Here is a 24,867-nt window from a genome sequence, read left to right as displayed (position 1 = left end):
AATACTGGGATAAAGCCATTTAGAAACATATTAAATTTTATATTATTTCATCCGTCAACTTGACAGGGCCTAGTACATGAAGTTGTTGGAACCTTTTTAGATGATTATTTTAAAATTATTTTTGTACCATGAAGCTCTTTAACGTTTAATTTAGCAGCAATAGTATCAACATTATCAAGTGTAATACCGCCACCTGGAACAATTTTAATGAGACCGTTTGACCAGTCAATAATTTCTTTGAGGTGGGGTAACGTTTCCTCGATAGGCTTATCAAGTGATCCGCCATGCGTTAAAACACGATCGATATCATGCTCTGCTAACCAAGATAGCGCATCAAGTTGTGCATTATTAGGAATTTCATCAAAAGCCATATGGAAAGTGATTTGCATGCCACCACTTGCTGCAATTAAAAACTCCATCGCCTCTATGTCTAAGTTATTATTCGTATCTAAAGCGCCAAATACGACGCCATCTACACCAAGTTGTTGAGCCTGAAATAAATCAGCCTCCATAATTTTTAATTCGGTATCGTTATAAACGAAATTTCCGCCACGGGGACGAATCATTGCCATTACAGGGACTTCATTGTCCTGTGCATAACGCATTGTTTCAGACATAACACCTTTACTGACAGTTGTACCACCGACAGCAAGATTATCGCAAAGTTCAAAACGATTAGCACCAGCGGCAAATTGTTTTGGGATATCAGTAAAATTTTCAACTGCAACTTCTTTAATTAACAAATTTAATTTCTCCTAATTTTCAAAATAAACGCAAACGGATTCTGGAACGGCAATATCTTTTTGAAGTAAAGTTAATTTACCAGAGGTTGAATCACGTTCGAATAAGGTAGCATTATCAGTGTTTTGGTTAGCAACAACCAAAAATTGTTCTGTTTTATTTAAACTGAAATCACGAGGAAAGTCACCTTCAGTTGAAATAAGTTGAATAAGTGTCATTGTGCCATCAACAGCAAGTGAATAACAAGCAATTGAGTTGTTTCCGCGATTAGAGACATACAAAAAGCGGCTATCTTTAGAAATGCGAATAGCAGCAATTCCGTTATGAGCATTCCAATCAGATGGAATTGATGAAAGTGTTTGAATCTCTTTAAATGAACCATCCGTTTGATTGTAGCTAAGTAACGAAACTTCACTTGAGAGCTCTCCAGCTAAGTATGCTAATTTTCCATTTTTATGGAAAACAATATGACGAGAACCGAACCCAGGCTCTGAACGATACTCAGCAATTTGTTTAATAGCACCATTATCTGACACATCAAAAGTTAACACTTGATCAGTTCCAAGGTCACAAACAACTAACCTATTGTCTGGTGTTAAATCAGTGAAATGAATATGAGAGCTTGTTTGTTCTGGTTTTGGACCATGACCTTCATTTGTAACTTCATTAATAAGAGCTAATGAGCCATCAGTTTGAATTTTTGAAATGGAAATAAGACCCTTATGGTAGTTTGAGCTGTAGACTAATTGACGGTTATTATCAACAGCAACGTAAGCAGGCGGAGCGCCTTCAGCTGAAACGTCATTTAAAAATTGGGGATTTTCTGATGCAAGGGTAAAGGCTGATATACCACCTAAATCTGACCTCTTTGAAACGGTATATAAGACACCTTTGTCCGATTTCGTGAGATAAGTTGGATTTTCAACCTTTATATAGGGTGTAGCGTTAGAAACTTTTTTTTCAATTGTATCAAGTTGAGCTCGTTGGATACCAGTACTTGTCTTTTTTGTATATGTACCAAACAAAATAGTCTCTTTCATAGTTACAAATACCTCCTCATGATATTGTCAATATTATATCATATATTTTTGTAAACGTTATTATTTATACTGGGGACTATGCTATAATTATAGGTAACTATAAAGGATAAGGGAGACGATAAAGTATGATTACAGCAAGAATTGAAGAAATTGGAAAAGATGCCATCTCAAAAAAGGAACCTATTGTTATCCTTTTCAATCAGAGTGCAACGGATGATTTAAGACAAGTTTCTGTCATTCAATCATTTGAAGATGATAAAAAAATTATTTCGCCAAAAACAGGTGATGAAATGATTATTAATGAACAAACTTATAAAATTGATTTCGCTGGAGAGTTAGTTTCAAGTAATTTTGAGTCGGTTGGGCATGCTACCTTGTTCTTTATGGAAGTTCCAGAACATCCACAACCAAATGGTATTTATTTAACACCGCATGTATTGCCAACTTTTAAAGTCGGTAATACAATCACGTATAAGTAAAGGAGTAGATTAAAATGCTCCCAAATGAAAAATCGACTTCACAACGATCATGGTTTTGGAAATGGGTTGTTAATAATAAAACAGTTAGCATTTTATCAATTGTTTTGTTAAGTTTGCTAATTATTTTTATGTTAGCACAAGTGGGCTGGTTTTTCGCACCAATTGGAGAGTTATTAAGCATTATTGGCTTCCCAATTGTTTTAGCTGGCGTGCTGTATTATTTAATATCCCCATTGATAGATTTTTGTGAAACGCGCTTTAAATTGAATCGAAGTTTGGTTATTACAGTTGTATTTATAGTAATTTCTGGGTTTTTAGTATGGGGGATTGTCGTTTTGATTCCTGCTGTACAAACACAAACAATTAGTATTATTAAAAATTGGCCGACGTATTGGTCAAATATCACACATCAAACGAATGATTTTATGTCGTCATCTTTATTTGATACTATTAAAACTTCAATTGAAAAAATAAATACAGATATCGTAGGAACAGTATCCAAAAAAGCGAGCTCAGTTATTGGATCAACAGTTGATTCTTTAGGTAGCGTTGTTGGTACTGTAACGACATTTATCATTGGATTAGTAACAGCACCCTTTATCTTATTTTATTTATTAAAAGATGGGCACGATTTACCTGAGTATTTATCAAATTTTTTCCCAGTAAGATATCGCAAATCAATCATTGAATTATTAGATGAAATTAATTTACAAGTCAGTCAATATATCCGAGGTCAGTTAACGGTAGCATTCTTTGTGGCCATATTATTTGTTATTGGTTTTTCAGTAGTTGGTCTTAAGTTTGCTTTAACGTTAGGGATTTTGGCAGGTTTTTTGAATTTAATTCCTTATTTAGGCTCTTTTCTAGCGATGATTCCTGCACTAGTAATTGCTGCTTTCGTGTCACCAATTATGTTGATAAAGGTTATTGTTGTTTTTATTGTTGAACAAACAATTGAAGCAAGATTGATTTCTCCATTGATTCTTGGAAGTAGTTTAGCAATCCATCCCGTTACAATTTTAATTGTTTTATTAGGTTCGGGACGGGTTTTTGGATTAATAGGTGTTATTTTTGGAATCCCAGGATATGCAATTCTAAAAGTTATTGTAACGCGGATTTTTGTATGGTATAAAAAGGATTCTGGTTTGTATGACGAATCAGAGAAAACGAATAAAGATAATCAAAAAAGTTAGACAAATTTTATTTTGTCTAACTTTTTTGATTAAAGCGTATCACCGTTAAAAATTGAATTTTTAACAATTACATAATCGACTTTTTCAAGTGCAGAGAGAGAATTACCACCAGCATAAGAAATTGAAGATTGTAAATCTTGTTGCATTTCAAGTAAAGTTTCATGAATGTCACCTTTAAAAGGAACGAGCATTTTTTTACCTTCAACATTAGTGTGGCTACCTTTTTGATATTCAGAGGCAGAGCCAAAATAACTTTTAAATAGATTACCATCTTTTTCAATTAAATCACCAGGACTTTGTTTGTGACCAGCAAAGAGTGAACCAATCATACACATTGAGGCCCCAAATCTGACTGACTTAGCAATATCACCATGAGTTCTTATACCACCATCAGTGATAATTGGTTTACTTGCTGCTTTAGAACATAATCTAAGAGCGGCTAATTGCCACCCGCCGGTACCGAATCCAGTTTTAATTTTAGTGATGCAAACTTTTCCGGGTCCAATACCAACCTTAGTTGCATCTGCACCAGCATTTTCTAGTTCTCTAACGCCTTCAGGTGTGCCAACATTTCCAGCAATTAGAAATGACTCTGGTAACCATTTTTTAATATGATGAATTAAATCAATGACACTTTGTGCGTGGCCATGCGCCACATCAATTGTTATATATTCTGGAATTAAATCAGCATCGGCAAGCTCTTCAATTAATGCCCATTCATGTGGTTTAACGCCAACACTAATAGAAGCAAACAAACCTTTTGCATGCATTTTTTTGACGAAAGGTAAGCGACTCTCTTCATCGAAACGGTGCATGACATAGAAATAGTCATTTGATGCAAGCCATTCTGCTAACGGTTCATCGATAATTGTCTGCATATTCGCAGGTACAACGGGTAGTTTAAAACGGCGAGGGCCAAATTGAATAGATGTATCGACTTCGGAACGGCTATTTACAATACATTTGTTAGGGACGAGCTGAATATCTTCATAATCAAAAACTGGCATAATATTTCCCCATTTCTTTTAAACACGAACTATTTTTAGTATTTATTAAATTATTATCAGTAACCAACTGATAATTTACGCTATTTAGCGAATTTAGTCAACATATTTTTGAAATAAATCGAAAATTAAATAAGAATACGTGAAGAGATAGACGTCGTGCTATAATTATTTTGGGAGTGATTATTATCGCAAAAAAAGAAAAAGTAAAAAAAACAAATGACGAACGCATTTTAGATCAAAATCATATTGAATTTGAGAGCTATACTTTTGATTTTTTAGGTGGTCGACAAATGGATTCAAGCAAAGAAGCTAAAGAACTAGGAACGGATGAAAGAAGTATTTTAAAAACAATTGTTTTACAGGGAAGTAACGGTGATAGAGATTACGTAGTTGTTTGCCTTCCTATTACTTTTGAAATTGATTTAAAATTAGTAGCACGTGAATTAAATGAAAAACAATTGCATTTAGCAGATAATAAAAATTTAATCAATATTACTGGTTACGTTCATGGCGCAAATACACCAATTGGAATTAATGTTCGAAAAGGATTTCCCATTTATTTTGATGAACGAATTCAAGAGTTCGATAAAATTTGGGTTTCAGCTGGTAAAGTTGGTCGTTCTGTTGGCGTAAAACGTGAAGAACTTGTTGAATTGGTTAAAGGTCATTACATTAACATTGAAAAATAAATAGCTATTGAATGTAAAATAAACGATAAAAAGGAATAAGTGTAAATTGAAAAAAATTGAGAAAAGTGCCGTATTTTTAAAAAATAAAATCGATTTATTTAGATGTCCTGTCTGCTTAAACCCCTACAGTAAAGTTGAAGGCCAGACGATGTTTTGCCCTGAAAATCATCAAATAGATTTATCAAAAAAAGGAACTCTTTTTTTCTTGAATCATGGGGTTAAAAGTGATTATGAATTGGATATGTGGTTAGCAAGGAGACAGTTATTACAAGCAGGCTTGTTTAAACCGATTACGGATAAAATTCTTGAGCAGCTTTCTGATGAAGAAGAAACAATTATGGATGTAGGTTGTGGAGAGGGAACACCACTTCATGATATAGAAGTAACACGCCAAAATGCTAAAGACACTTACGTTGGATTTGATATTTCAAAAGATGCAATCAATTATGCGACACAACAAGAGACAGATGCTTTTTATTGTATTGCTGATTTGGCTAAACTACCATTTAATAATAAGTCATTTTCAACAATTATTGATATTTTTTCGCCTTCTGCTTATACAGAATTTGATCGAGTATTAAAGGATGGCGGGCAGTTATTAAAAATCATTCCAAATTCAAATTACTTAGTTGAATTACGCGAACTTCTATATAACGAAGAGAGTCATAATAGGAGTTATAGTAATGAAAAGGTTTTAAATCTGTTTAAAGAAAATTATCCTGACTCTGAACAAATTACAATTAGTTATCAATTCGATATTCCAGAAGGCTTGTTTCCTGCCTTACTCGAAATGACTCCTTTACATTGGGGAGCTACAACAGATAATCAGGCTAAAGCTAAAAAACAACCTTTAACCAAAATTACGGTTGACGTTACACTATTAAAATATCGTAAAAATAAGTTAGAATCAGTGTTGTAACGAATAAATTGCTGTGGTATTATGAGTATACGAATTCGGTTGTTTAGAGACTGTCGACGATGTTGTCAGCTTCTGGAAATTGATCTTCATTAACGTATCTTTTCGCCGTGCCCACACCGAAATGATGCGTTTTTTTGTTGCCTAAAATAATAACGATTTTTTGAAAGGATGTTAATTTTTGACGAATCATATTGCATTATTTGAACCACTTATGCCTGCTAATACAGGTAATATTGCTAGAACTTGTGCTGGAACGGATACTGAACTACATTTAATTGAGCCCTTAGGATTTTCAACAGACGATAAATATTTAAAACGTGCTGGACTAGACTATTGGGATAAAGTAAAAATTACGTATCATAAAAATTTACAAGATTTTTTAGCATCTATTCCAGATCAGAAACAACTTTTTTTGGTTTCAAAATTTGCACCGCAAACTTATTCACAAGTAGATTATTCTGATGTGAATAAGGACTATTACTTCTTGTTTGGTAAAGAGACAACAGGTCTTCCTGAAAACTTTATGCGCCAAAATGAAGAGAAAGCAATCCGAATTCCACAAGATGATACGCACATTCGTGCCTTAAACTTATCTAATTCAGCTGCTATTGTAATTTATGAAACACTTAGACAACAAGACTTTTTAAATCTAGATAAAACACACACGTATGAAAATGATAAGCTAAAATAAGTAGCTTGAGCATTTTATAGACTAGAAATTCATAAATGGGTTATACTTGCTTCGGGTTAAGAAATAAACCGGTATTTATGATGAACAGTCATTTTATAAAATGGAAGGGTGTGAGCTAACTTGTTTCAAGTAATAACAATGTTTGGATTTGATGAACCATGGTGGTTTTTTGATGATTGGAAAAGTCATATTCAAAAAACAGTTGATTTTGATTCAATGGATGAAGCGATGGCTTTTTTTGAGGAACAATCTAGCGCATTTACCACTGAATTTAGCCATCAAAAAAGTAAACGTCAATTTTTGACAGCATTTTGGAATGAGGAACAAATGGATTATTGTTCAGATTGTGGTGATGATTTACAGTTATATCAAGGGTTACTGTTAGTTAAAGATGGCAAAGAAATTACAGCCAAAAAAGAGAGTTAATAACATAATTGTTATTAACTCTCTTTTTGTGGAAATGACTAGACAATGACACGGAAGGTAATTAAGATATGGTATAATTGAGTATCTATTTTAACAGAAGGAGGAACTGTTTTGGCTCAAAAAAAGAAAAGAAAAAAAAGAACAACAAAAAAAACAGTTCAATACAAATTTTCTAAAAATATAATTGGTGTTATATTTTTATTGTTTGGAATATTTGGTGTGCTAGCACTGGGATATTTGGGTGCTTTATTTGCTAACGTTTTCCGTTTGTTTGTTGGTAATACATATCAATTCGCATTATTAATTCTCGGTGTATATGGAAGTTACTTAATGATTATGGGAAAAGAGCCCAAAGTTAAGAAAAGAATTAATTGGGGATCCGTTATTTTATATGTTGGTGTTTTAGTCTTTCTTGAAGCCTGGTTTGTTGGGCACTCATCGGTGCATAGCCAATTTATTCAATATACATGGCAGACACTTGTTTCCGATTTTCGACAATCTGCAGTTAGTTCAACAGTTGGCGGTGGAATGATAGGGGCAAGCTTATACCAATTATCGTACTTCTTAATTTCACAAGCAGGCACCTATATTGTTAGTGTACTTTTCATCTTAGCCGGATTATTTATTTTTTTTGATCTCTCTTTTTCAGAAGTTATGTATACTGTTCAACGCTATCTAAACGTAATTATTGCTTGGACAAGAGAAGGTTTTCGCCGAATGAAAGTAGCAATAGATAGTTTTAAAGAAGAAAGAAAAGAAAATAAAGCAGAACAAGATGAAGAAGAATTAAAACCTGTAATTGACCATAGAACTGAAGAAAAGGAAATAAAAACTGAACGAGAAGTGACCGTTGATGAACCACCTATCATTACGCAACAAGAACCAGATTCAGAATTAGATTCAGAAGATGATCCTAAGATAATATCAAGTACAGTGGCTGATGATAATGAAGATTACCAATTACCACCAGTTACATTACTTACAAAAATTCCAAAAGAAGACCAAAGTGGCGAATATAAAACAATTGAAAAAAACACAAAAATATTGAAGCAAACATTTGAAAGCTTTGGTGTTGATGTTGAAATTAAAAGTGTGAGTTTAGGACCATCTGTTACTGAATATGAATTACATCCGGCAATTGGTGTTAAAGTTAGTAAAATTGTTAACCTTGCGGATGACTTAGCCTTAGCACTTGCTGCCAAAGATATTCGAATTGAAGCACCAATTCCTGGAAAATCACTTATTGGGATTGAAGTACCAAATTCTAAAGTATCAATGGTTTCATTCAGGGATGTGATTGAATCTCAACAAAAGAATCCAACACCAGATAAAGTTCTCGAAGTTCCTTTAGGTCGCGATGTTTCAGGCCAATTGGTAACAGCAGATTTAACAACGATGCCGCATTTATTGATTGCTGGCTCAACTGGTAGTGGTAAGTCAGTTGCAATTAATGGCATTATCACAAGTTTATTGATGAATACGAAACCAAATCAGGTTAAGTTTATGTTGATTGATCCTAAAAAAGTAGAGTTAGGTGTCTATAATGGTATTCCACATCTATTAACGCCGGTTGTTACAAATCCTAAAAAAGCATCACGAGCTTTACATAAGGTTGTTTCTGAAATGGAGCGACGCTACGAATTGTTTGCAGATGCTAGTCAACGTAATATTTCTGGATATAATCAAATGATTATGCAAGAAAACGCAGATGACGGACAAAAAAGAGCAACGTTACCTTATATTGTTGTCATTGTTGATGAATTGGCAGATTTAATGATGGTAGCCTCGAATGAGGTTGAAGATGCGATTATTCGTTTAGCACAAATGGCTCGAGCAGCTGGAATCCATATGATTTTGGCAACGCAACGTCCATCTGTTGATGTTATCACAGGATTGATTAAAGCTAACGTACCATCACGTATGGCTTTCGCTGTTTCCAGTGGGATTGACTCGAGAACAATTATTGATAGTAATGGTGCTGAAAAGCTTTTAGGTCGTGGGGATATGTTATTCCTACCAATGGGGCTAAATAAACCCATTCGTGTACAAGATGCTTACATTTCAGATAAAGATGTTGAAAGTGTTATTTCGTTTATTAAAAATCAGCAAGAACCACAATACGATGAAACGATGATTGTGACTGATGAAGAAACAGCTAACTCAGGATCAGCGTCTGATTCAGAAGACGAATTATTTGGGGACGCTGTTAAATTAGTGACTCATGAACAATCTTGCAGTGTATCCATGTTACAGAGACGTTTTAGGATTGGCTACAATCGAGCTGCTAGAATTGTTGATGAAATGGAAGCAAAAGGAATCGTTGGACCGCCAGAGGGAAGTAAGCCGCGCAAAGTGTTGATAAATGAAGAAACTGATGGTCCTAATTAGGGCTTTCAGTTTTTTTGTTTAGCCTAAACAGATTACGAAACAATTAAATTTGTGTTTCACTAGTCTTTCAATTATCATGGTAAAAGAACATCCGATTTAAAAGGAGGCACATTTTCGTGCGTAAACAATTAGAAACAGGTGTCAACTTAACTGTTATTGAAAATAGTCAATTTAAAACGAATAGAATCGTTATTAATTTTATAGCACCTTTAACCGGAAAAGAATCTGCAGAACGTATGCTATTAGCTAACTTATTAGAAATTAGTAGTGCAGAATATCCATCTCAACAAAAATTAGCCGAAAAATTATCAGAACTTTATGGTGCAAGTTTTGGTATCACTGTTAGTAAAAAAGGAAACTTTCACTTAATAAGTTTAATTTTAAACGGTGTAAACGATAAATTCTTAGAACATAAAACAGAAAGTTTAAAAAAAATATTTGCTTTTATCAAAGAAATTATTTTCAATCCGAATGTGACTGATGGCCATTTTGACGAAGAAACATTTAAACGCCAAAAGGAAAATTTGATGATGTCTATCAGAAGTATTAGTGATGATAAACAATCGTACGCAGGATTAGAATTACAGAAACTTTACTTTCAAAACGATCAAGCTATTCCTAGCTATGGGACTGTAGAAGATATTGAAAAGATAACTGCAACTAGCTTATTTGATTACTACAAACAAATGCTTACAACTAATCGAGTAGACATTTTCGTCCTTGGTGAATTAGATGAATCAGAAACTGAAACTATTGTTAAAACGTTGCCTTTTAAACCTCGAGATTTTAAAATGATACCTATATTCTATGATCAAGCTATTAAAGAAGTTGTGACTAAAACAGAAACGCAAGCAGTGACTCAGGGTAAATTAAATCTGGCATATCAGTTACCAGTTTATTACAGAGAAAATGGGTACTATGCGGGTCTTATTTTCAATGGCGTTTTTGGCGGTTCACCACTAGCTAAGTTATTTGTAAATGTTCGTGAGAAAGCTAGTTTGGCTTATTATGCAAGTAGCTCGTTAGATACATTTAGAGGTATTTTAACTGTACAAACAGGCATTGAACCACAAAATAAAGATAAAGTTATCGAAATTGTTCAACAACAATTAGATGATATTATCGCAGGTGACATTAGTGATGAACTATTAAATAAAACAAAAATGACAATGATTAACCAATATCAAAGTAGTCTTGACTCACAAATGGCGTTAATTAATCAATCGATGATTGATCAATTAACAAGCACAGAAGTTAGTGCAACAGAGTGGATAGACGGCATTAATAGCGTGGATAAAGCTGCCGTTCAAGCTATCGCTCGTAATGTTAAATTACAAGCAATCTTCTTTTTGAATGGGGAAATTAATTAATGAAAACATTAGAATACCCGCAGTTTGACGAAATATTATATACAGAAACTTTGGAAAATGGCTTGAAAGTAAATATATTACCTCGTAAAGGTTTTCATAAAACTTATGGTATATTCACAACAAATTATGGCTCAGTTGATAGTGTATTTGTACCAATTGGTGAAGAAGATGTTGTTCATGTACCGGATGGTATCGCCCATTTTTTAGAACATAAAATGTTTGAAAAAGCAGATCATGATGCGTTTGATTTATTTGGAGAATATGGTGCTAGTGCAAATGCTTTCACAAGCTTTACACGAACGAGCTACTTATTTTCAAGCTCTAATCATGTTCCTGAAAACATTGAAACATTACTAGATTTTGTGCAAGATCCGTATTTTACACCTGAAACAGTTGAAAAAGAAAAGGGAATTATTGGACAGGAAATTCAAATGTATGACGACGATCCTAATTGGCGTTTATACTTTGGTATTTTAGGTAACCTTTACCCAAATCACCCGGTTAGCAGTGATATCGCTGGAACAATTGAATCAATCGATAAAATTACGGCAGATGATTTATATAAGTGCTATGAAACATTTTATCATCCAAGTAATATGAATTTATTTATTGTAGGAAATGTTGATCCAGAAGAAACTTTAGATTTAATTAAAAATAATCAAAATCATAAAAAGTTTCCAGAAGCAGCAGAAACAATTAAACGATTAATTCCAGAAACTCAAGTAGACGGTTCAGACATCATGCCATATCGTGCAACTGAGATGGCCATTCAACGTGCTAAAACAATTGTTGGTATAAAAGGATTAGATAATGTTCCAGAAGGCCGTAACGGCTTGAAATACAAAGAGACAATCCATATGCTTCTTTATCTTTTGTTTGGTGACACGGCCCCTCAATATATGAAATTATATGATGAAGGGACGTTAGATGATTCCTTTGGCTATGAATTTGAAATTGAACGTGGCTTCCATTTTGCAAGTATTAGTGGTGATACTGATGACCCTCAAAAGTTATCGGATGCCATTATTCATATTTTAGAGAATGCGTCAGAGTACCTTTCAGGGGCTGAGGCCCAGTTTGAATTGGCTAAACGTGAAATGTTAGGTCAATCCATTCAATCGATGAACTCACTTGAGAGCATTGCAAATCAGTATGATGGTGATTTGTTTGATGATGCCACTGTTTTTGATAGGGCACCAATTATTGAAAATATGACATTAGATCAAGTTCGCCAAGGAGCTAAAGATTTTATTCGTTCTGAAGCAATTAGTGTCTACCAAATTATGGCTAAAGAGGATGATTAAATGAGTTGGGCAGTTATCTTTGGAGCGTCTGGTGATATTGGTCAAATGATTGCAAGACAATTGGCAGATATTGGTTGGTCGCTAACAATGCATTATTATCAAAATGATGAAGCAATTATGGGATTAACACAAGAGTTGAGGGGAAAATATCCAAAACAAGATTTTTTGCCGTTACAATTTGATATGACAGCGACTAATGTTGATCCAGTGATATCCCAACTATTTGCCGTAGATGCTGTAATATTTGCTGAAGGAACAACTTCTTACCATTTATTCAATGAAGCCCCAATGTCTGATTTAGATAAAATGATGAAGATGCAAGTTCAAACACCATTGGCATTAATTCAGAAATTGGAACCAAAGTTAGCCCAAAATCATTTTGGCCGAATTATATTTATTGGGTCAATTTATGGAGGCGTTGGTAGCCCAATGGAAGTACTGTACAGTACTGTAAAAGGTGCGTTATCGTCCTTTGCCAATGCTTATAGTAAAGAAGTTGCCTCGTTAGGTATTACGGTTAACGTGGTGGCACCAGGCGCAGTTGATACAAAAATGAATCAACAATTTTCGAAAGATGCAAAGAAAGATATCTCAAGTGAAATTCCAATGGGACGTTTCGCACATCCCGAAGAAATTGGATTTTGGGTAAAACAATTATTAGCCAAAGAGGCAGGGTACCTCACCGGTCAAACGATTTATGTTTCAGGCGGATGGTTGAAATAAAATAATAAAATTTTAACAAATTGGACATGACGATTATGTTATACTGATTGTTAGAAGATTAACTATTAAACTAAGTGGAGAATTAGACATGAGTGAAATTGGAAAAACATTACAAGAAGCGAGAATAAATAAAGGATATACGTTAGATGATTTACAACAAATGACGAAAATTCAAAAACGTTATTTGATTGCAATTGAAGATGAAAAATTTTCTGATTTACCAGGAGATTTTTACGTTCGAGCATTTGTTAAACAATATGCAGAGACGGTTGATTTGGATGGGGATAAATTATTAAAAGAATTCAATGAAACACTTCCAGATACACAAGAAACAGTCGTTGCAAAGGAACAAGTATCACGTTCTGAAAAGTCTGCTAAACTACCAAAAGACGGTAATTTTGATAAGTTTATGTCGTACTTGCCAACAATTATTATTGTTGTGATTGTCTTAGGGATTTTGGGTACAATTTATGGTGTGACATTGAATAGTAAAGATACAGATACTCAAATTGAAAGTTCAAGTTCTAAAGTATCTGTTTCAACTGACTCAAAAACTAAAACTTCTAGTTCTGAATCAGTAAAGGCTAGTTCTTCATCTGATAAGAAAACGCAAAAATTAACATATGTTTCAGATGCGGGAACAAACACTGTTTACACAATGGAAAATGCACCAACAACTTCTAAAGTTAAATTAGTAGCTTCTGGTAGTGCTGCTTGGAGCTCAATTACGGCTGATGGCACACAACTATGGCAAGCAACACTTGTCTCAGATGCAACGGATACTGTTACAATCCCAGCCGGTACAAAGTCATTTGTCTTTAGCTTTGGTAATGCACCAGCTATGAGTATCACGATTAACGGTAAAAAATTTAATTTTATGAAAACAAATGCAACTCTACAAGTTAGAACAGTTACTGTAAATATTAAATAAGCCAGAATTGTCAACAACGGATACTATGTTGTTGGCAATTTTTGAAAAAGGGGATCATTATGAATTTACCAAATAAATTAACGGTTGTGCGGATTATTTTAATTCCAATCTTCATGCTTGTATTGTTATTACCAATTGATTGGGGAATGGTTACTTGGGTTGGTACACAGATTCAGGTGACACATCTAATTGGTGCAATTATTTTTGCAGCTGCCTCATTAACAGATTTTTTAGATGGTCAAATTGCACGTCGCCAACATTTAGTTTCTAATTTTGGCAAATTTGCAGACCCATTGGCAGATAAAATGCTTGTAATGACTGCATTTGTTATCCTTGTTTCATTTAACCAAGTACCTGCATGGGTAGCTGCAATTATTGTTTGTCGCGAACTTGCGGTAACAGGATTACGATTGATTATTGTTGAAAATGATGGGGAAGTTATGGCTGCAGCTATGCCAGGCAAAATTAAGACAACAACCCAAATGATAGCTATTATTTTATTGTTTTTAAATAATGTGTTATTTGCAGCAATTAATGTACCTATGGCTGCCATTTTTCTTTATATTTGTTTATTCTTTACTGTTTATTCAGGTATTGATTACTTTGTTCAAAATAGAGCTATTTTCTCAGATTCATTTGAAAAATAAAAATATTTAGACTAAAACATTTAACCGTTTTAGTCTTTTTTAATTAAATTAGGAGGCAACATCATGCATGCAGAAATAATTGCGGTTGGTACAGAAATATTATTAGGACAAATTGTAAATACGAACAGTGCTTTCTTAGCTGAAAAATTAGCTGATTTAGGTGTAAATGTATTTTATCAGACAGTTGTAGGGGATAATGAAGAACGAATGTTAGAGGCAATTGAACTGGCTTCAAAACGAAATGATTTGGTTATCCTTTCTGGTGGCTTAGGACCAACAGAAGACGATTTAACGAAGCAGATGGTCGCCAAATTTTTAAATGAGAAGTTAGTTGAAAATAAGGACGCCATGTTAAAAATAGAAGATCATTTTACACAAACGGGTCGTCAAATGACTGAAAACAACAAATTACAAGCTTTGTATATAGAAGGATCAAAACCAATTAAAAATCATGCTGGAATGGCTGTTGGTGATTTTTACAAAGGTGATTCGTGTGATTTCTTATTATTACCTGGACCACCTAAGGAATTGAAAACAATGTTTAATAAGGAAGTTGAACAGCTATTAAAAGAAGAATATAACTTAAATAGTCATCTTGAATCAAAAGTTTTACGTTTTTATGGCATTGGTGAATCTAAATTGGTGACTGAATTAAAAGAGATAATTGATTCACAAACTAATCCTACTATTGCACCATACGCCAAGACAAATGAGGTCACTTTGCGAATTACGGCAAGTCCTACAGACAAAAAATCAGCTGTAGAATTAATTAACGAAATGGAGATTTATGTACTTTCCAAAGTTGGTGATTATTTCTATGGCTATGGGGATGACAATTCGTTACAAAATATTGTTGTAACTAAATTAATTGAAAAAAACTTATCTATTTCTGCAGCCGAAAGTTTAACAGCTGGATTATTTCAAAGTACATTAGCAGAAATACCAGGTGTCTCAAAAATTTATGATGGTGGATTTATAACATATGCTAATACAGCCAAATCTGATATTTTAGGTATTTCGACTGAAGATATTAAAAAATATGGTGTTGTTAGTGAAGAAACCGCTAAACAAATGGCCCAACAAACACAAAATAAAATGAAAACAAATATTGCTATTTCATTTACTGGTGTTGCAGGTCCAGATGAGCTTGAAAATCAGAAAGCTGGAACGGTTTGGATTGGATTAGCAATTAAAAATAGTCCCGTTATTGCAAAACAATTTCATTTTGCTGGAAATAGAGAAACAATTAGACAAAGAAGTGTTCTAAGTGGACTTAAATGGATATTTGATGAAATTAATGAGTAAATAATTAAATTTGGCAATGGATTGTTGTTGACAGCGGGGGGCAATTAACCGTAAAATACTAAAGTGTATATGAACAAAATAAAAAACATCTAAAAATTTATGATTAGTTAAATTAATCATTATTTGATGATGCGGAGGTGGACTTTTATGGGATCTATAACAACCGTATTAATCCTCGCTATCATCGCTATTATTGCTTTAGTTGTTGGAATTTTTATTGGAATTGCATATAGAAAGTCAAATTTCGAAAAAACACTTGATGTCGCAACGCATACGGCTGAAGGTATTTTAAAAAGTGCAAAGAAAGATGCTGAGACTCAGAAAAAAGAGGCTGTTTTAGAGGCTAAAGAAGAAAGTCAAAGTTATCGTGATAAAATAGACAATGAGTTAAAGGAACGACGTTCAGAAATTCAAAAGCAAGAAAATCGAGTAATTCAACGTGAAGAAACTTTAGATCGTAAAGATGGCGCACTAGATAAACGAGAACAAACGCTTGAGAACAAAGAGAAAAAAGTAACGTCTGACCAAAAACTTGTTGACACAAAACAACAAGAAGCTACTTCACTGATTCAGGAACAACAAGAAGAACTTGAAAGAGTTGCTTCTCTAACACAAACACAAGCACAGACTATTATTATGGACGATACGAAAGAATCATTAAGTCATGAACGAGCTGTTATGATTAAGGAAAGTGATAAGCAAGCTAAATCAGAAGCTGATCGTAATGCTAAAGATTTAGTTGCTCAAGCTATTCAAAGAAGTGCAGCTGACATGGTATCTGAAACAACTGTTTCATTAGTTACCTTGCCAAATGATGAAATGAAAGGCCGTATTATTGGCCGCGAAGGACGTAACATTCGAACATTAGAGACCTTAACAGGGATTGATTTAATTATCGATGATACGCCAGAAGCAGTCGTTTTAAGTGGGTTTGATCCAATTCGTCGTGAAATTGCCAAAATGACTCTTGAAAAATTAATTCAAGATGGTCGGATTCATCCGGCACGAATCGAAGAAATGGTTGAAAAATCACGTAAAGAAATGGATGAAAAAATTCGTGAATTAGGTGAACAAACAACCTTTGATCTCGGACTTCATACAATTCATCCTGATTTAATTAAAACAATTGGTCGATTAAATTATCGTACAAGTTATGGTCAGAATGTGTTAAGCCATTCTATTGAAGTTGCCAAAATAGCAGGTGTGTTAGCCGCTGAATTGGGTGAAGATGTTACATTAGCAAAACGCGCAGGATTGTTACATGATATTGGTAAAGCAGTTGATCATGAAGTTGATGGTTCACATGTGGAAATTGGCCTTGAATTAGCTAAGAAGTATAAAGAAAATGATGTTGTCATCAACACTATAGCTTCACATCATGGTGATGTTGAAGCTAAATATACTATTGCTATTCTTGTTGCAGCGGCAGATGCTGTTTCAGCTGCAAGACCAGGCGCACGAAGTGAATCGTTAGAAAATTATATTCATAGACTTGAAAAACTTGAAGATATTACACATGAATTTAAAGGTGTACAGAAAAGTTATGCAATTCAAGCTGGTCGTGAAGTACGTGTTATTGTCACGCCAAATGAAGTTAATGATATTCAAGCAACTGTCTTAGCTCGAGATATTAAAAACAGAATTGAAGATGAACTCGAATACCCAGGACATATTAAAGTGACTGTCGTTCGAGAAACAAGAGCAATTGAGTATGCTAAATAAAAAAATGATGATTTAAGATTAATTTCTTAAATCATCATTTTTTGTCTATTAAAAAGAAAAAATGTTAAACTAGTTTTATATATAAGAAAAGAGGACAACCATGCGTTTATTATTTGTCGGAGATGTCGTTGGCGATTCAGGTCAACAAATGATTAAAGAGTATTTACCAAAATTAAAAAGAAAATTTCATCCACAGGCTACCATTGTAAATGGTGAAAATGCAACGAAGGGTAGAGGTATTAATGAATCTGTCTATAAAGCATTCCTTCAAACAGGTGCTGATGTTGTAACCATGGGTAACCATACTTGGGATAATAGAGATATTCAAGATTTTATTGGTGGTGCAAAAAAATTAATTAGACCAGCTAACTTCTCAGCAAACCAAGTACCTGGGATTGGACATACAATTATTAATATTAATCAGCAAAAATTAGCTGTGATTGATTTGCAAGGACGTGTTTTTATGTCTCCTTCAGATGATCCGTTTGCAGTTGTTCAAGATATTTTAGAAGAAGTCAAAAAAGAGACTGATTTCATTTTTATTGATTTTCATGCTGAAACAACGAGTGAAAAAGAAGCTATAGCATGGTTCTTAGATGGTCAAGTATCTGCGGTAGTAGGTACGCATACACATGTGCCTACTAATGATGCGCGTATTTTACCTAAAGGAACTGCCTTTATGTCAGATGTTGGTATGACAGGACCATACGATGGTATCTTAGGAATGAAACGTGAAAATGTAATTGGTCGCTTTTTATCGCAAATGCCAACACGATTTGAAGTGGATGAAACAGGTCGTAAAACGTTATCTGCTTGTGTGATAGATATTGATGACAAAACGGGACATGCTAAAAAGATATTCCCTGTATTAATTAATGATGACCATCCTTTTATGGATTAATTTAGAGATAGGAGGGCATCTCGACTATGCCGCAAAAAACAAAACTAACGCCAATGATGATACAATATTTTGACATTAAAGCACAGTATCCTGATGCTTTTTTGTTTTATCGTCTTGGTGATTTTTATGAACTATTTTATGATGATGCTGTTAAAGGGTCGCAATTACTCGAATTAACGTTAACAACACGTAATAAAAAAGCTGATGATCCTATTCCAATGTGTGGCGTACCGCATCATGCTGCTCAAAATTATATCGATATTTTAGTTGAAAAAGGATACAAAGTCGCAATATGTGAACAAGTTGAAGATCCTAAATTAGCTCAAGGTATGGTTAAACGTGAAGTTATTCAGCTAGTAACACCAGGAACAACGATGGATAACGGTGCGAAGGAGTCTAAAGAAAATAATTATTTAACAGCTATTATAGAAGACAACAATAGTTTTGGATTTGCTTATGTTGATTTATCAACAGGTGAATTAAAAACGAGTCGCTTAGATAATTTAGATAATTTAATTAATGAAATAATGAGTTTGAGAACTAAAGAAATTGTGATTAATGATAGTTTGTCTGATGAAACAATCGAAACATTAGAAAAATTAAATATTATGCTTTCTAAACAAGAAATTGTTGAAAATCATGCTGAATCAAGTTATGCGATTCAAGATTTAACAGATTCACTAGAAATCTCGGTTGTAACTGACTTGTTAACGTATCTTTCAGTTACGCAAAAACGAAGTTTAGATCATTTACAAAAAGCAGTTCATTATGAGCCTGATTTTTTCTTGAAAATGGATCATTATTCAAAATATAATTTAGAATTAATGCAAAATATTCGAACGGGCAAGAAGCAAGGTACTTTATTGTGGTTATTAGATGACACAAAAACAGCTATGGGTGGTCGTTTACTTAAACAGTGGATTGATAGACCGCTTATTAACTATGCTGAAATTTTAGACCGTCAAAATAAGGTTGATTTATTGATTAACCATTATTTTGAAAGAAGTACGTTACAAGAAGAGTTAGTTAAAGTTTATGATTTAGAAAGATTGGCAGGACGTGTCGCTTTTGGTAGCGTAAATGGGCGAGATTTAGTTCAACTTAAATTATCGCTTAAACAAGTTCCTAAAATTAAATATGTTTTAGACGAAATTGACGATGGTACTTTTTCTGATGTTATCAATAAATTAGATCCAGTCGATGATATTTCTAATTTAATAGAACGTGCCATTGTTGATGAACCACCTTTATCAGTGACTGATGGTCACCTATTTAAACCGGGGTATAATGATAAATTAGATATTTATCAAGATGCAATGAAAAATGGTAAACAATGGTTAGCTGAAATGGAAGCCAAAGAAAGAAATCTAACGGGGATTAAAAATCTTAAAATTGGATTTAACCGTGTTTTTGGTTATTTTATCGAAGTGACAAAATCTAATATTATTAATGTTCCAAAAGACCGTTATGAACGAAAACAGACGTTGACTAATGCTGAACGTTATATCACACCTGAACTGAAAGAACGTGAAAGTATTATTTTAGGTGCTGAGAGTAAAGCGATGGATTTAGAATATAAATTGTTTGTCGAAATTAGAGATATTGTTAAAAAATCAATTGAACGATTACAGATATTAGCTCAAGGAATTGCCACGTTAGACGTCTTACAAAGTTTCGCGGTTGTTAGTGAAGACTCACATTTTGTAAAACCACAATTATTAAAAGAAGGTCATCAATTGGATATCACAGCTGGTTGGCATCCTGTAGTTGAAAAAGTGATGGGAAAACAAAGCTATATACCAAATGATGTTAGAATGCCTGAAACACTTGATATTTTATTGATTACAGGACCTAATATGTCAGGTAAAAGTACGTATATGCGTCAATTAGCATTAACGGTTGTGATGGCTCAAATCGGTTGTTTCGTACCTGCAGAGGCGGCTAAAATGCCAATATTTGACCAAATATTTACTCGGATTGGTGCAGCAGATGATTTAATTTCAGGTCAAAGTACGTTTATGGTTGAAATGAAAGAAGCTAATCAAGCCTTAGAAAATGCGACTGAGAATAGTTTAATCTTATTTGATGAACTTGGTAGGGGAACGGCAACTTATGATGGTATGGCACTCGCACAAGCGATTATCGAGTATGTGGATAAACATGTACATGCCAAAACACTTTTTTCGACACATTATCACGAATTAACGATACTTGAAGAAACCGTTAGTTCTTTAAAAAATGTCCATGTAGGTGCTATTGAAGAAAATGGTGAATTAATTTTCTTACATAAAATTCAAGAAGGACCTGCAGATAAATCTTATGGGATTCATGTTGCTAAATTGGCGGGAATGCCAGCAGAATTGTTAAGCCGTGCAACATTAATTTTAGATGATTTAGAGCTAAAAAATAAACAATCAGATAGTAAAAAAGAATTACCAACAACCATCAATGAAGATGATACGCAGTTATCTTTATTTGTTAACGAAAACTTGTCAAAGGACCAGTTAGCAGTTGTGGATGAACTTAAAGCACTTAACTTGATGAACATGACGCCAAGAGATATTATGAACGTCTTATATGACTGGCAAGAAAAATTGAACGGATAGAACTGAAGGTGAATGAATGACAAAAATAATTGAACTGCCCACAATTTTAGCGGATCAAATAGCTGCTGGTGAAGTAGTTGAAAGACCTGCATCTGTTGTAAAAGAATTAGTTGAAAATGCGATTGATGCGCATGGCACACAAGTTGATGTAGTCGTTGAGGAAGCTGGGCTTAAATTAATTCAAGTCATTGATAATGGAGATGGCATTGAGGCATCCCAACTGCAGAATGCTTTTAAACGTCATGCCACAAGTAAGATTACTTCAAGAGAAGATTTATTTAAAATCAGTACGCTAGGATTTCGTGGCGAAGCTTTACCAAGTATTGCATCAGTTGCTAAAGTGACTTTGAATACAGCTATTGAAGGGCAACCTGGGGCTGTTATTGCTGTTAACGGTGGTGAGATAGTAGATGAAAAATCATCTGCTAGTCGTAAAGGAACAGAAATAACAGTCTCTGACTTATTTTACAATACGCCTGCACGTTTAAAATATGTAAAGTCTTTGCAAACTGAAATGTCAATTATTAGCGACATGATGAACCGATTAGCAATGAGCCATACAAATATTTCATTTTCTTTAACACATGATGGTAAAGAAGTCTTGAAAACAACTGGAAACGGCCAACTGAAACAAACTATTTCAGCTATCTATGGGGTCAAAAGTGCACGCCAAATGCTTGAATTTAAGGGTCATGATTTAGATTTTAAGATTAGCGGTTATACATCACTGCCAGAATTAACGCGTGCTGGCCGACAGTTTATATCTATTTTAATTAATGGACGTTACGTTAAAAATGTTAATTTAAATAAAGCAATCATTAAAGGATATGGATCAAAATTAATGGTTGGACGCTATCCGATTACAATTTTGAATATTCAATTAGATCCCATGCTAGTTGATGTGAATGTTCATCCAACTAAGCAGGAAGTAAGATTGAGTAAAGAACCAGAATTAACTGAACTTATAAAAAAGATTATCTATGAACGTATTGCTGAAGAAAATTTAATTCCGGAAGCATTAGAGAATTTAAGTTCTAAGAAACGTGAAAAAATAGATACGGATCAATTACAATTTGATTTGAATGAAGCCTCAAGTAAATATCAAGCTAAGCCTAAATTCTCATCAGTACAAACGGATGCAGTAACAAGTGGTGAACCTAAGATTACAATTGGCGAAAATTTAAATCATTTATCAAGGAATATTGAACCAATCTCAATTCAAGTTGCTGAACAATTGGATTCGAAACGAGTTAGCACATTTGAGACACAATATGCTAATGAAATTAATGTGGCACCATTTTCTATTGTTACGCCGGATGAAACAGGCGATGTACAGAAAGAGAATGATGAAGAAATAGCTACCACGAAAAAGAGTGAACAAAGGTTTCCTGATTTAAAATATATTGGCCAAATGCATGGAACCTATTTATTTACAGAATCGGAAGACGGGTTATATATATTAGACCAACATGCTGCACAAGAACGTATTAATTATGAGTTTTATCGTAAGCAAATTGGTGACGTTTCTAGTGACTTGCAAAATCTATTGGTACCGATTGTTCTAGAATATACAGTAAGTGAAGCTATAATTATTACTGAACATACCGATATATTGGAAAAAATCGGACTCATCCTTGAACCATTTGGACAAAATAGTTTCATTATTAGACAGCATCCAACCTGGTTTAAAGAAGGGCAAGAAGAAAGTACGATTCGAGAAATGATTGATTACTTACTCACAGATGGGAAAATAGTGATTGCTGAATTTAGAGAAAAAGCGGCGATTATGATGAGTTGCAAGAGGGCAATCAAAGCAAATCACCACCTTGATGATCGACAAGCTAAGGCATTGATAAGTGAGCTAAAAAATGTTGAAAATCCATTTAATTGTCCACATGGACGACCAGTTTTAGTTCATTTTTCTAATCAAGACATGGAACATTTCTTTAAACGAATTCAAGATTCACATCAAACCGGTCACGAAGGTTAGGCTAAGAATCAATTGTTGCCAAATATTTGGTGATAATTGATTTTTTTGTAAGAAAAGCGATAACTGTATAAATAAGTGGTCTATGGTACACTATTAAAAGCAGATTCATGTAGATTAGGAAAAGTGGGAAAATAATATGTATGAGTATTTTATGGGCCAAATAACGGCTGTAACACCTTTTTATCTTGTTTTAGAAGTTAATGGAATAGGCTATCAAATTTTTGTTGCTAACCCATTTAGGTACCAAGAAGATTCAAAAAAAGTTGTTAAAATTTTTGTTTATCAGGCTATTCGTGAAAATGATATGACGTTATTTGGTTTTTACGATTTAGATGAAAAAAAATTATTTGAAAAATTATTGAATGTTTCAGGAATCGGTCCTAAGAGTGCGCTTGCTATTTTAGCCAATGATGATCATCGTGGTTTAGTTAATGCGATTAATACAGAAGATGTTAGTTATTTAATTAAATTTCCAGGTGTTGGTAAAAAAACAGCACAACAAATCGTGCTTGATTTAAAAGGTAAATTAGATGATATTGAAGGTCAAGCAACCACAATGCCAGGACAACAATCGCTTGATTTCATTCCGGCACAAGCATCACCATTTATGAAAGAAAGTCTTGAAGCTTTATCTGCTTTAGGATATTCTCAACGTGAGATTAAGGCTATTAGTAAGAATCTAGAATCATTCGAAGCAGACTCAACGGATGCTTATCTACGAGAAGGCTTAAAATTATTAATGAAAAAATAAAAGGAGGTTGATAAAATGACAGAACAACGGATTATTTCGAATGAACCGGAAGATAATCAGGAAGAATCCATTGAAAAGTCACTTCGTCCCCAATTTTTATCACAATACATTGGTCAAGATAAGGTTAAAAATGAATTAAGTGTGTATATCCAAGCTGCTAGACAACGTGAAGAGGCACTTGATCATGTATTGTTGTATGGGCCACCTGGGTTAGGTAAAACAACACTTGCAATGGTTATTGCAAATGAAATGCAAGTGCAAATTAAAACAACTAGTGGACCAGCAATTGAAAAATCTGGAGATCTTGTGGCACTTTTAAATGAATTACAACCTGGGGATGTCTTATTTATTGATGAAATTCATCGTTTACCCAAGATGGTTGAAGAAATGTTGTATTCAGCTATGGAAGATTTTTTTGTAGATATTGTTGTTGGCCAAGGCCCAACAGCACATCCCGTTCATTTTCCACTACCTCCATTCACATTGATTGGTGCAACAACACGGGCGGGCCTTCTATCAGCACCGTTACGAGATCGATTTGGGATTGTTGAACATATGGCCTATTATAATCAATCTGATTTGCAAGAAATTGTCATTCGATCAGCAGATATTTTCAATACAAAAATTGAAGAAAGTGGCGCTCATGAGTTAGCTCGACGCTCACGTGGAACACCACGAATTGCGAATCGCCTATTAAAAAGAGTTCGTGATTTTGCAGAAGTTTCTGACCAAAGTGAAATTAACCAAGCAACGGCTGATCATGCGTTAAATCTACTTGCCGTGGATAACCGTGGATTAGATGAGACAGATCGCAAACTTTTAGAGACTATGATTGATTTCTATCAAGGTGGTCCAGTTGGTTTGAGTACGTTAGCAGCCAATATAGGGGAAGAAACAGAGACCATTGCTGAAATGGTTGAACCTTATTTAATGCAAATTGGCTTTATAAAACGCACACCAAGAGGGCGAGTTGCAACAATGGAAGCTTATGAACATTTGAATCGACCTTATGACTTTAACGAGAATAAATAGAGAAGGATGACG

22 protein-coding genes are annotated in these 24,867 nt (G+C 34.0%); 19 read left to right on the top strand and 3 right to left on the bottom strand.

Going from position 1 to position 24,867, the window contains the following annotated elements; all coding sequences use genetic code 11:
- Positions 1 to 104: 104 nt before the first annotated feature.
- Positions 105 to 743, bottom strand: coding sequence for a copper homeostasis protein CutC (locus tag AC1RPG_RS07375; protein ID WP_481761860.1), 639 nt, complete (start codon positions 741 to 743; stop codon positions 105 to 107).
- 12 nt (positions 744 to 755) lie between these two features.
- Positions 756 to 1,781: a lactonase family protein gene (locus tag AC1RPG_RS07370; protein WP_481761859.1), complete on the bottom strand. Its 1,026-nt coding sequence runs from the start codon at positions 1,779 to 1,781 to the stop codon at positions 756 to 758.
- A gap of 125 nt (positions 1,782 to 1,906) precedes the next feature.
- Between AC1RPG_RS07370 and AC1RPG_RS07365 the strand changes: the two genes are divergently transcribed.
- Entirely contained in the window at positions 1,907 to 2,260 is a 354-nt protein-coding gene (locus tag AC1RPG_RS07365; protein WP_409021462.1) for a PTS glucitol/sorbitol transporter subunit IIA, read from the top strand.
- A gap of 14 nt (positions 2,261 to 2,274) precedes the next feature.
- Positions 2,275 to 3,453, top strand: a complete 1,179-nt coding sequence (locus tag AC1RPG_RS07360) for an AI-2E family transporter (RefSeq protein ID WP_481761858.1) — start codon at positions 2,275 to 2,277, stop codon at positions 3,451 to 3,453.
- 29 nt (positions 3,454 to 3,482) lie between these two features.
- Here the strand turns inward: AC1RPG_RS07360 and guaC are convergent, their stop codons facing one another.
- Entirely contained in the window at positions 3,483 to 4,460 is a 978-nt protein-coding gene (gene guaC, locus AC1RPG_RS07355) for a GMP reductase (protein ID WP_481761857.1), read from the bottom strand.
- Between the two features lie 185 nt (positions 4,461 to 4,645).
- Here guaC and AC1RPG_RS07350 point away from each other — a divergent pair, with 185 nt between their 5' ends.
- The 17 genes from AC1RPG_RS07350 to ruvB all read left to right on the top strand — a co-directional run bounded on the left by AC1RPG_RS07350 (position 4,646) and on the right by ruvB (position 24,855).
- A complete protein-coding gene (locus tag AC1RPG_RS07350) occupies positions 4,646 to 5,149 on the top strand; it encodes a YbaK/EbsC family protein (RefSeq protein WP_481761863.1) in 504 nt (167 codons plus the stop codon).
- Between the two features lie 46 nt (positions 5,150 to 5,195).
- Positions 5,196 to 6,068, top strand: coding sequence for a methyltransferase domain-containing protein (locus tag AC1RPG_RS07345; protein ID WP_481761856.1), 873 nt, complete (start codon positions 5,196 to 5,198; stop codon positions 6,066 to 6,068).
- A 178-nt stretch (positions 6,069 to 6,246) separates the two neighbouring features.
- Positions 6,247 to 6,759 carry a tRNA (uridine(34)/cytosine(34)/5-carboxymethylaminomethyluridine(34)-2'-O)-methyltransferase TrmL gene (gene trmL, locus AC1RPG_RS07340; RefSeq protein ID WP_409021458.1) on the top strand — a complete coding sequence of 171 codons (513 nt, stop codon included), beginning with the start codon at positions 6,247 to 6,249 and terminating at the stop codon, positions 6,757 to 6,759.
- A gap of 120 nt (positions 6,760 to 6,879) precedes the next feature.
- Positions 6,880 to 7,185, top strand: a complete 306-nt coding sequence (locus AC1RPG_RS07335) for a DUF1033 family protein (protein ID WP_481761855.1) — start codon at positions 6,880 to 6,882, stop codon at positions 7,183 to 7,185.
- 111 nt (positions 7,186 to 7,296) lie between these two features.
- Positions 7,297 to 9,573: an FtsK/SpoIIIE family DNA translocase gene (locus tag AC1RPG_RS07330; protein ID WP_481761854.1), complete on the top strand. Its 2,277-nt coding sequence runs from the start codon at positions 7,297 to 7,299 to the stop codon at positions 9,571 to 9,573.
- A 116-nt stretch (positions 9,574 to 9,689) separates the two neighbouring features.
- Entirely contained in the window at positions 9,690 to 10,943 is a 1,254-nt protein-coding gene (gene yfmF, locus AC1RPG_RS07325; RefSeq protein WP_481761853.1) for an EF-P 5-aminopentanol modification-associated protein YfmF, read from the top strand.
- Complete coding sequence (gene yfmH, locus AC1RPG_RS07320; RefSeq protein WP_481761852.1) at positions 10,943 to 12,247, top strand: EF-P 5-aminopentanol modification-associated protein YfmH; 1,305 nt, start codon at positions 10,943 to 10,945, stop codon at positions 12,245 to 12,247. The genes yfmF and yfmH overlap by 1 nt, the downstream gene beginning before the upstream one ends.
- Positions 12,248 to 12,970 carry an elongation factor P 5-aminopentanone reductase gene (gene ymfI / locus AC1RPG_RS07315; protein ID WP_481761851.1) on the top strand — a complete coding sequence of 241 codons (723 nt, stop codon included), beginning with the start codon at positions 12,248 to 12,250 and terminating at the stop codon, positions 12,968 to 12,970.
- A gap of 88 nt (positions 12,971 to 13,058) precedes the next feature.
- Positions 13,059 to 13,901, top strand: coding sequence for a helix-turn-helix domain-containing protein (locus AC1RPG_RS07310; RefSeq protein ID WP_481761850.1), 843 nt, complete (start codon positions 13,059 to 13,061; stop codon positions 13,899 to 13,901).
- Between the two features lie 59 nt (positions 13,902 to 13,960).
- Positions 13,961 to 14,548, top strand: a complete 588-nt coding sequence (pgsA, locus tag AC1RPG_RS07305) for a CDP-diacylglycerol--glycerol-3-phosphate 3-phosphatidyltransferase (RefSeq protein ID WP_481761849.1) — start codon at positions 13,961 to 13,963, stop codon at positions 14,546 to 14,548.
- A gap of 63 nt (positions 14,549 to 14,611) precedes the next feature.
- Positions 14,612 to 15,853: a competence/damage-inducible protein A gene (locus AC1RPG_RS07300; protein ID WP_481761848.1), complete on the top strand. Its 1,242-nt coding sequence runs from the start codon at positions 14,612 to 14,614 to the stop codon at positions 15,851 to 15,853.
- 147 nt (positions 15,854 to 16,000) lie between these two features.
- Positions 16,001 to 17,575, top strand: coding sequence for a ribonuclease Y (gene rny, locus AC1RPG_RS07295; protein WP_481761847.1), 1,575 nt, complete (start codon positions 16,001 to 16,003; stop codon positions 17,573 to 17,575).
- 100 nt (positions 17,576 to 17,675) lie between these two features.
- Positions 17,676 to 18,476, top strand: coding sequence for a TIGR00282 family metallophosphoesterase (locus AC1RPG_RS07290; protein WP_409021448.1), 801 nt, complete (start codon positions 17,676 to 17,678; stop codon positions 18,474 to 18,476).
- Positions 18,477 to 18,502: 26 nt separating this feature from the next.
- Positions 18,503 to 21,082, top strand: a complete 2,580-nt coding sequence (gene mutS / locus AC1RPG_RS07285; RefSeq protein WP_481761846.1) for a DNA mismatch repair protein MutS — start codon at positions 18,503 to 18,505, stop codon at positions 21,080 to 21,082.
- A gap of 16 nt (positions 21,083 to 21,098) precedes the next feature.
- Positions 21,099 to 23,072: a DNA mismatch repair endonuclease MutL gene (mutL, locus tag AC1RPG_RS07280; protein ID WP_481761845.1), complete on the top strand. Its 1,974-nt coding sequence runs from the start codon at positions 21,099 to 21,101 to the stop codon at positions 23,070 to 23,072.
- A 136-nt stretch (positions 23,073 to 23,208) separates the two neighbouring features.
- Positions 23,209 to 23,823, top strand: a complete 615-nt coding sequence (gene ruvA, locus AC1RPG_RS07275) for a Holliday junction branch migration protein RuvA (RefSeq protein WP_481761844.1) — start codon at positions 23,209 to 23,211, stop codon at positions 23,821 to 23,823.
- A gap of 15 nt (positions 23,824 to 23,838) precedes the next feature.
- Positions 23,839 to 24,855, top strand: a complete 1,017-nt coding sequence (gene ruvB, locus AC1RPG_RS07270; RefSeq protein WP_409021443.1) for a Holliday junction branch migration DNA helicase RuvB — start codon at positions 23,839 to 23,841, stop codon at positions 24,853 to 24,855.
- Positions 24,856 to 24,867: the final 12 nt, after the last annotated feature.

Source organism: Dellaglioa sp. CoH-57-MRSF-18, assembly GCF_056781995.1.
This window is presented reverse-complemented; position numbering and strand designations above follow the sequence as displayed.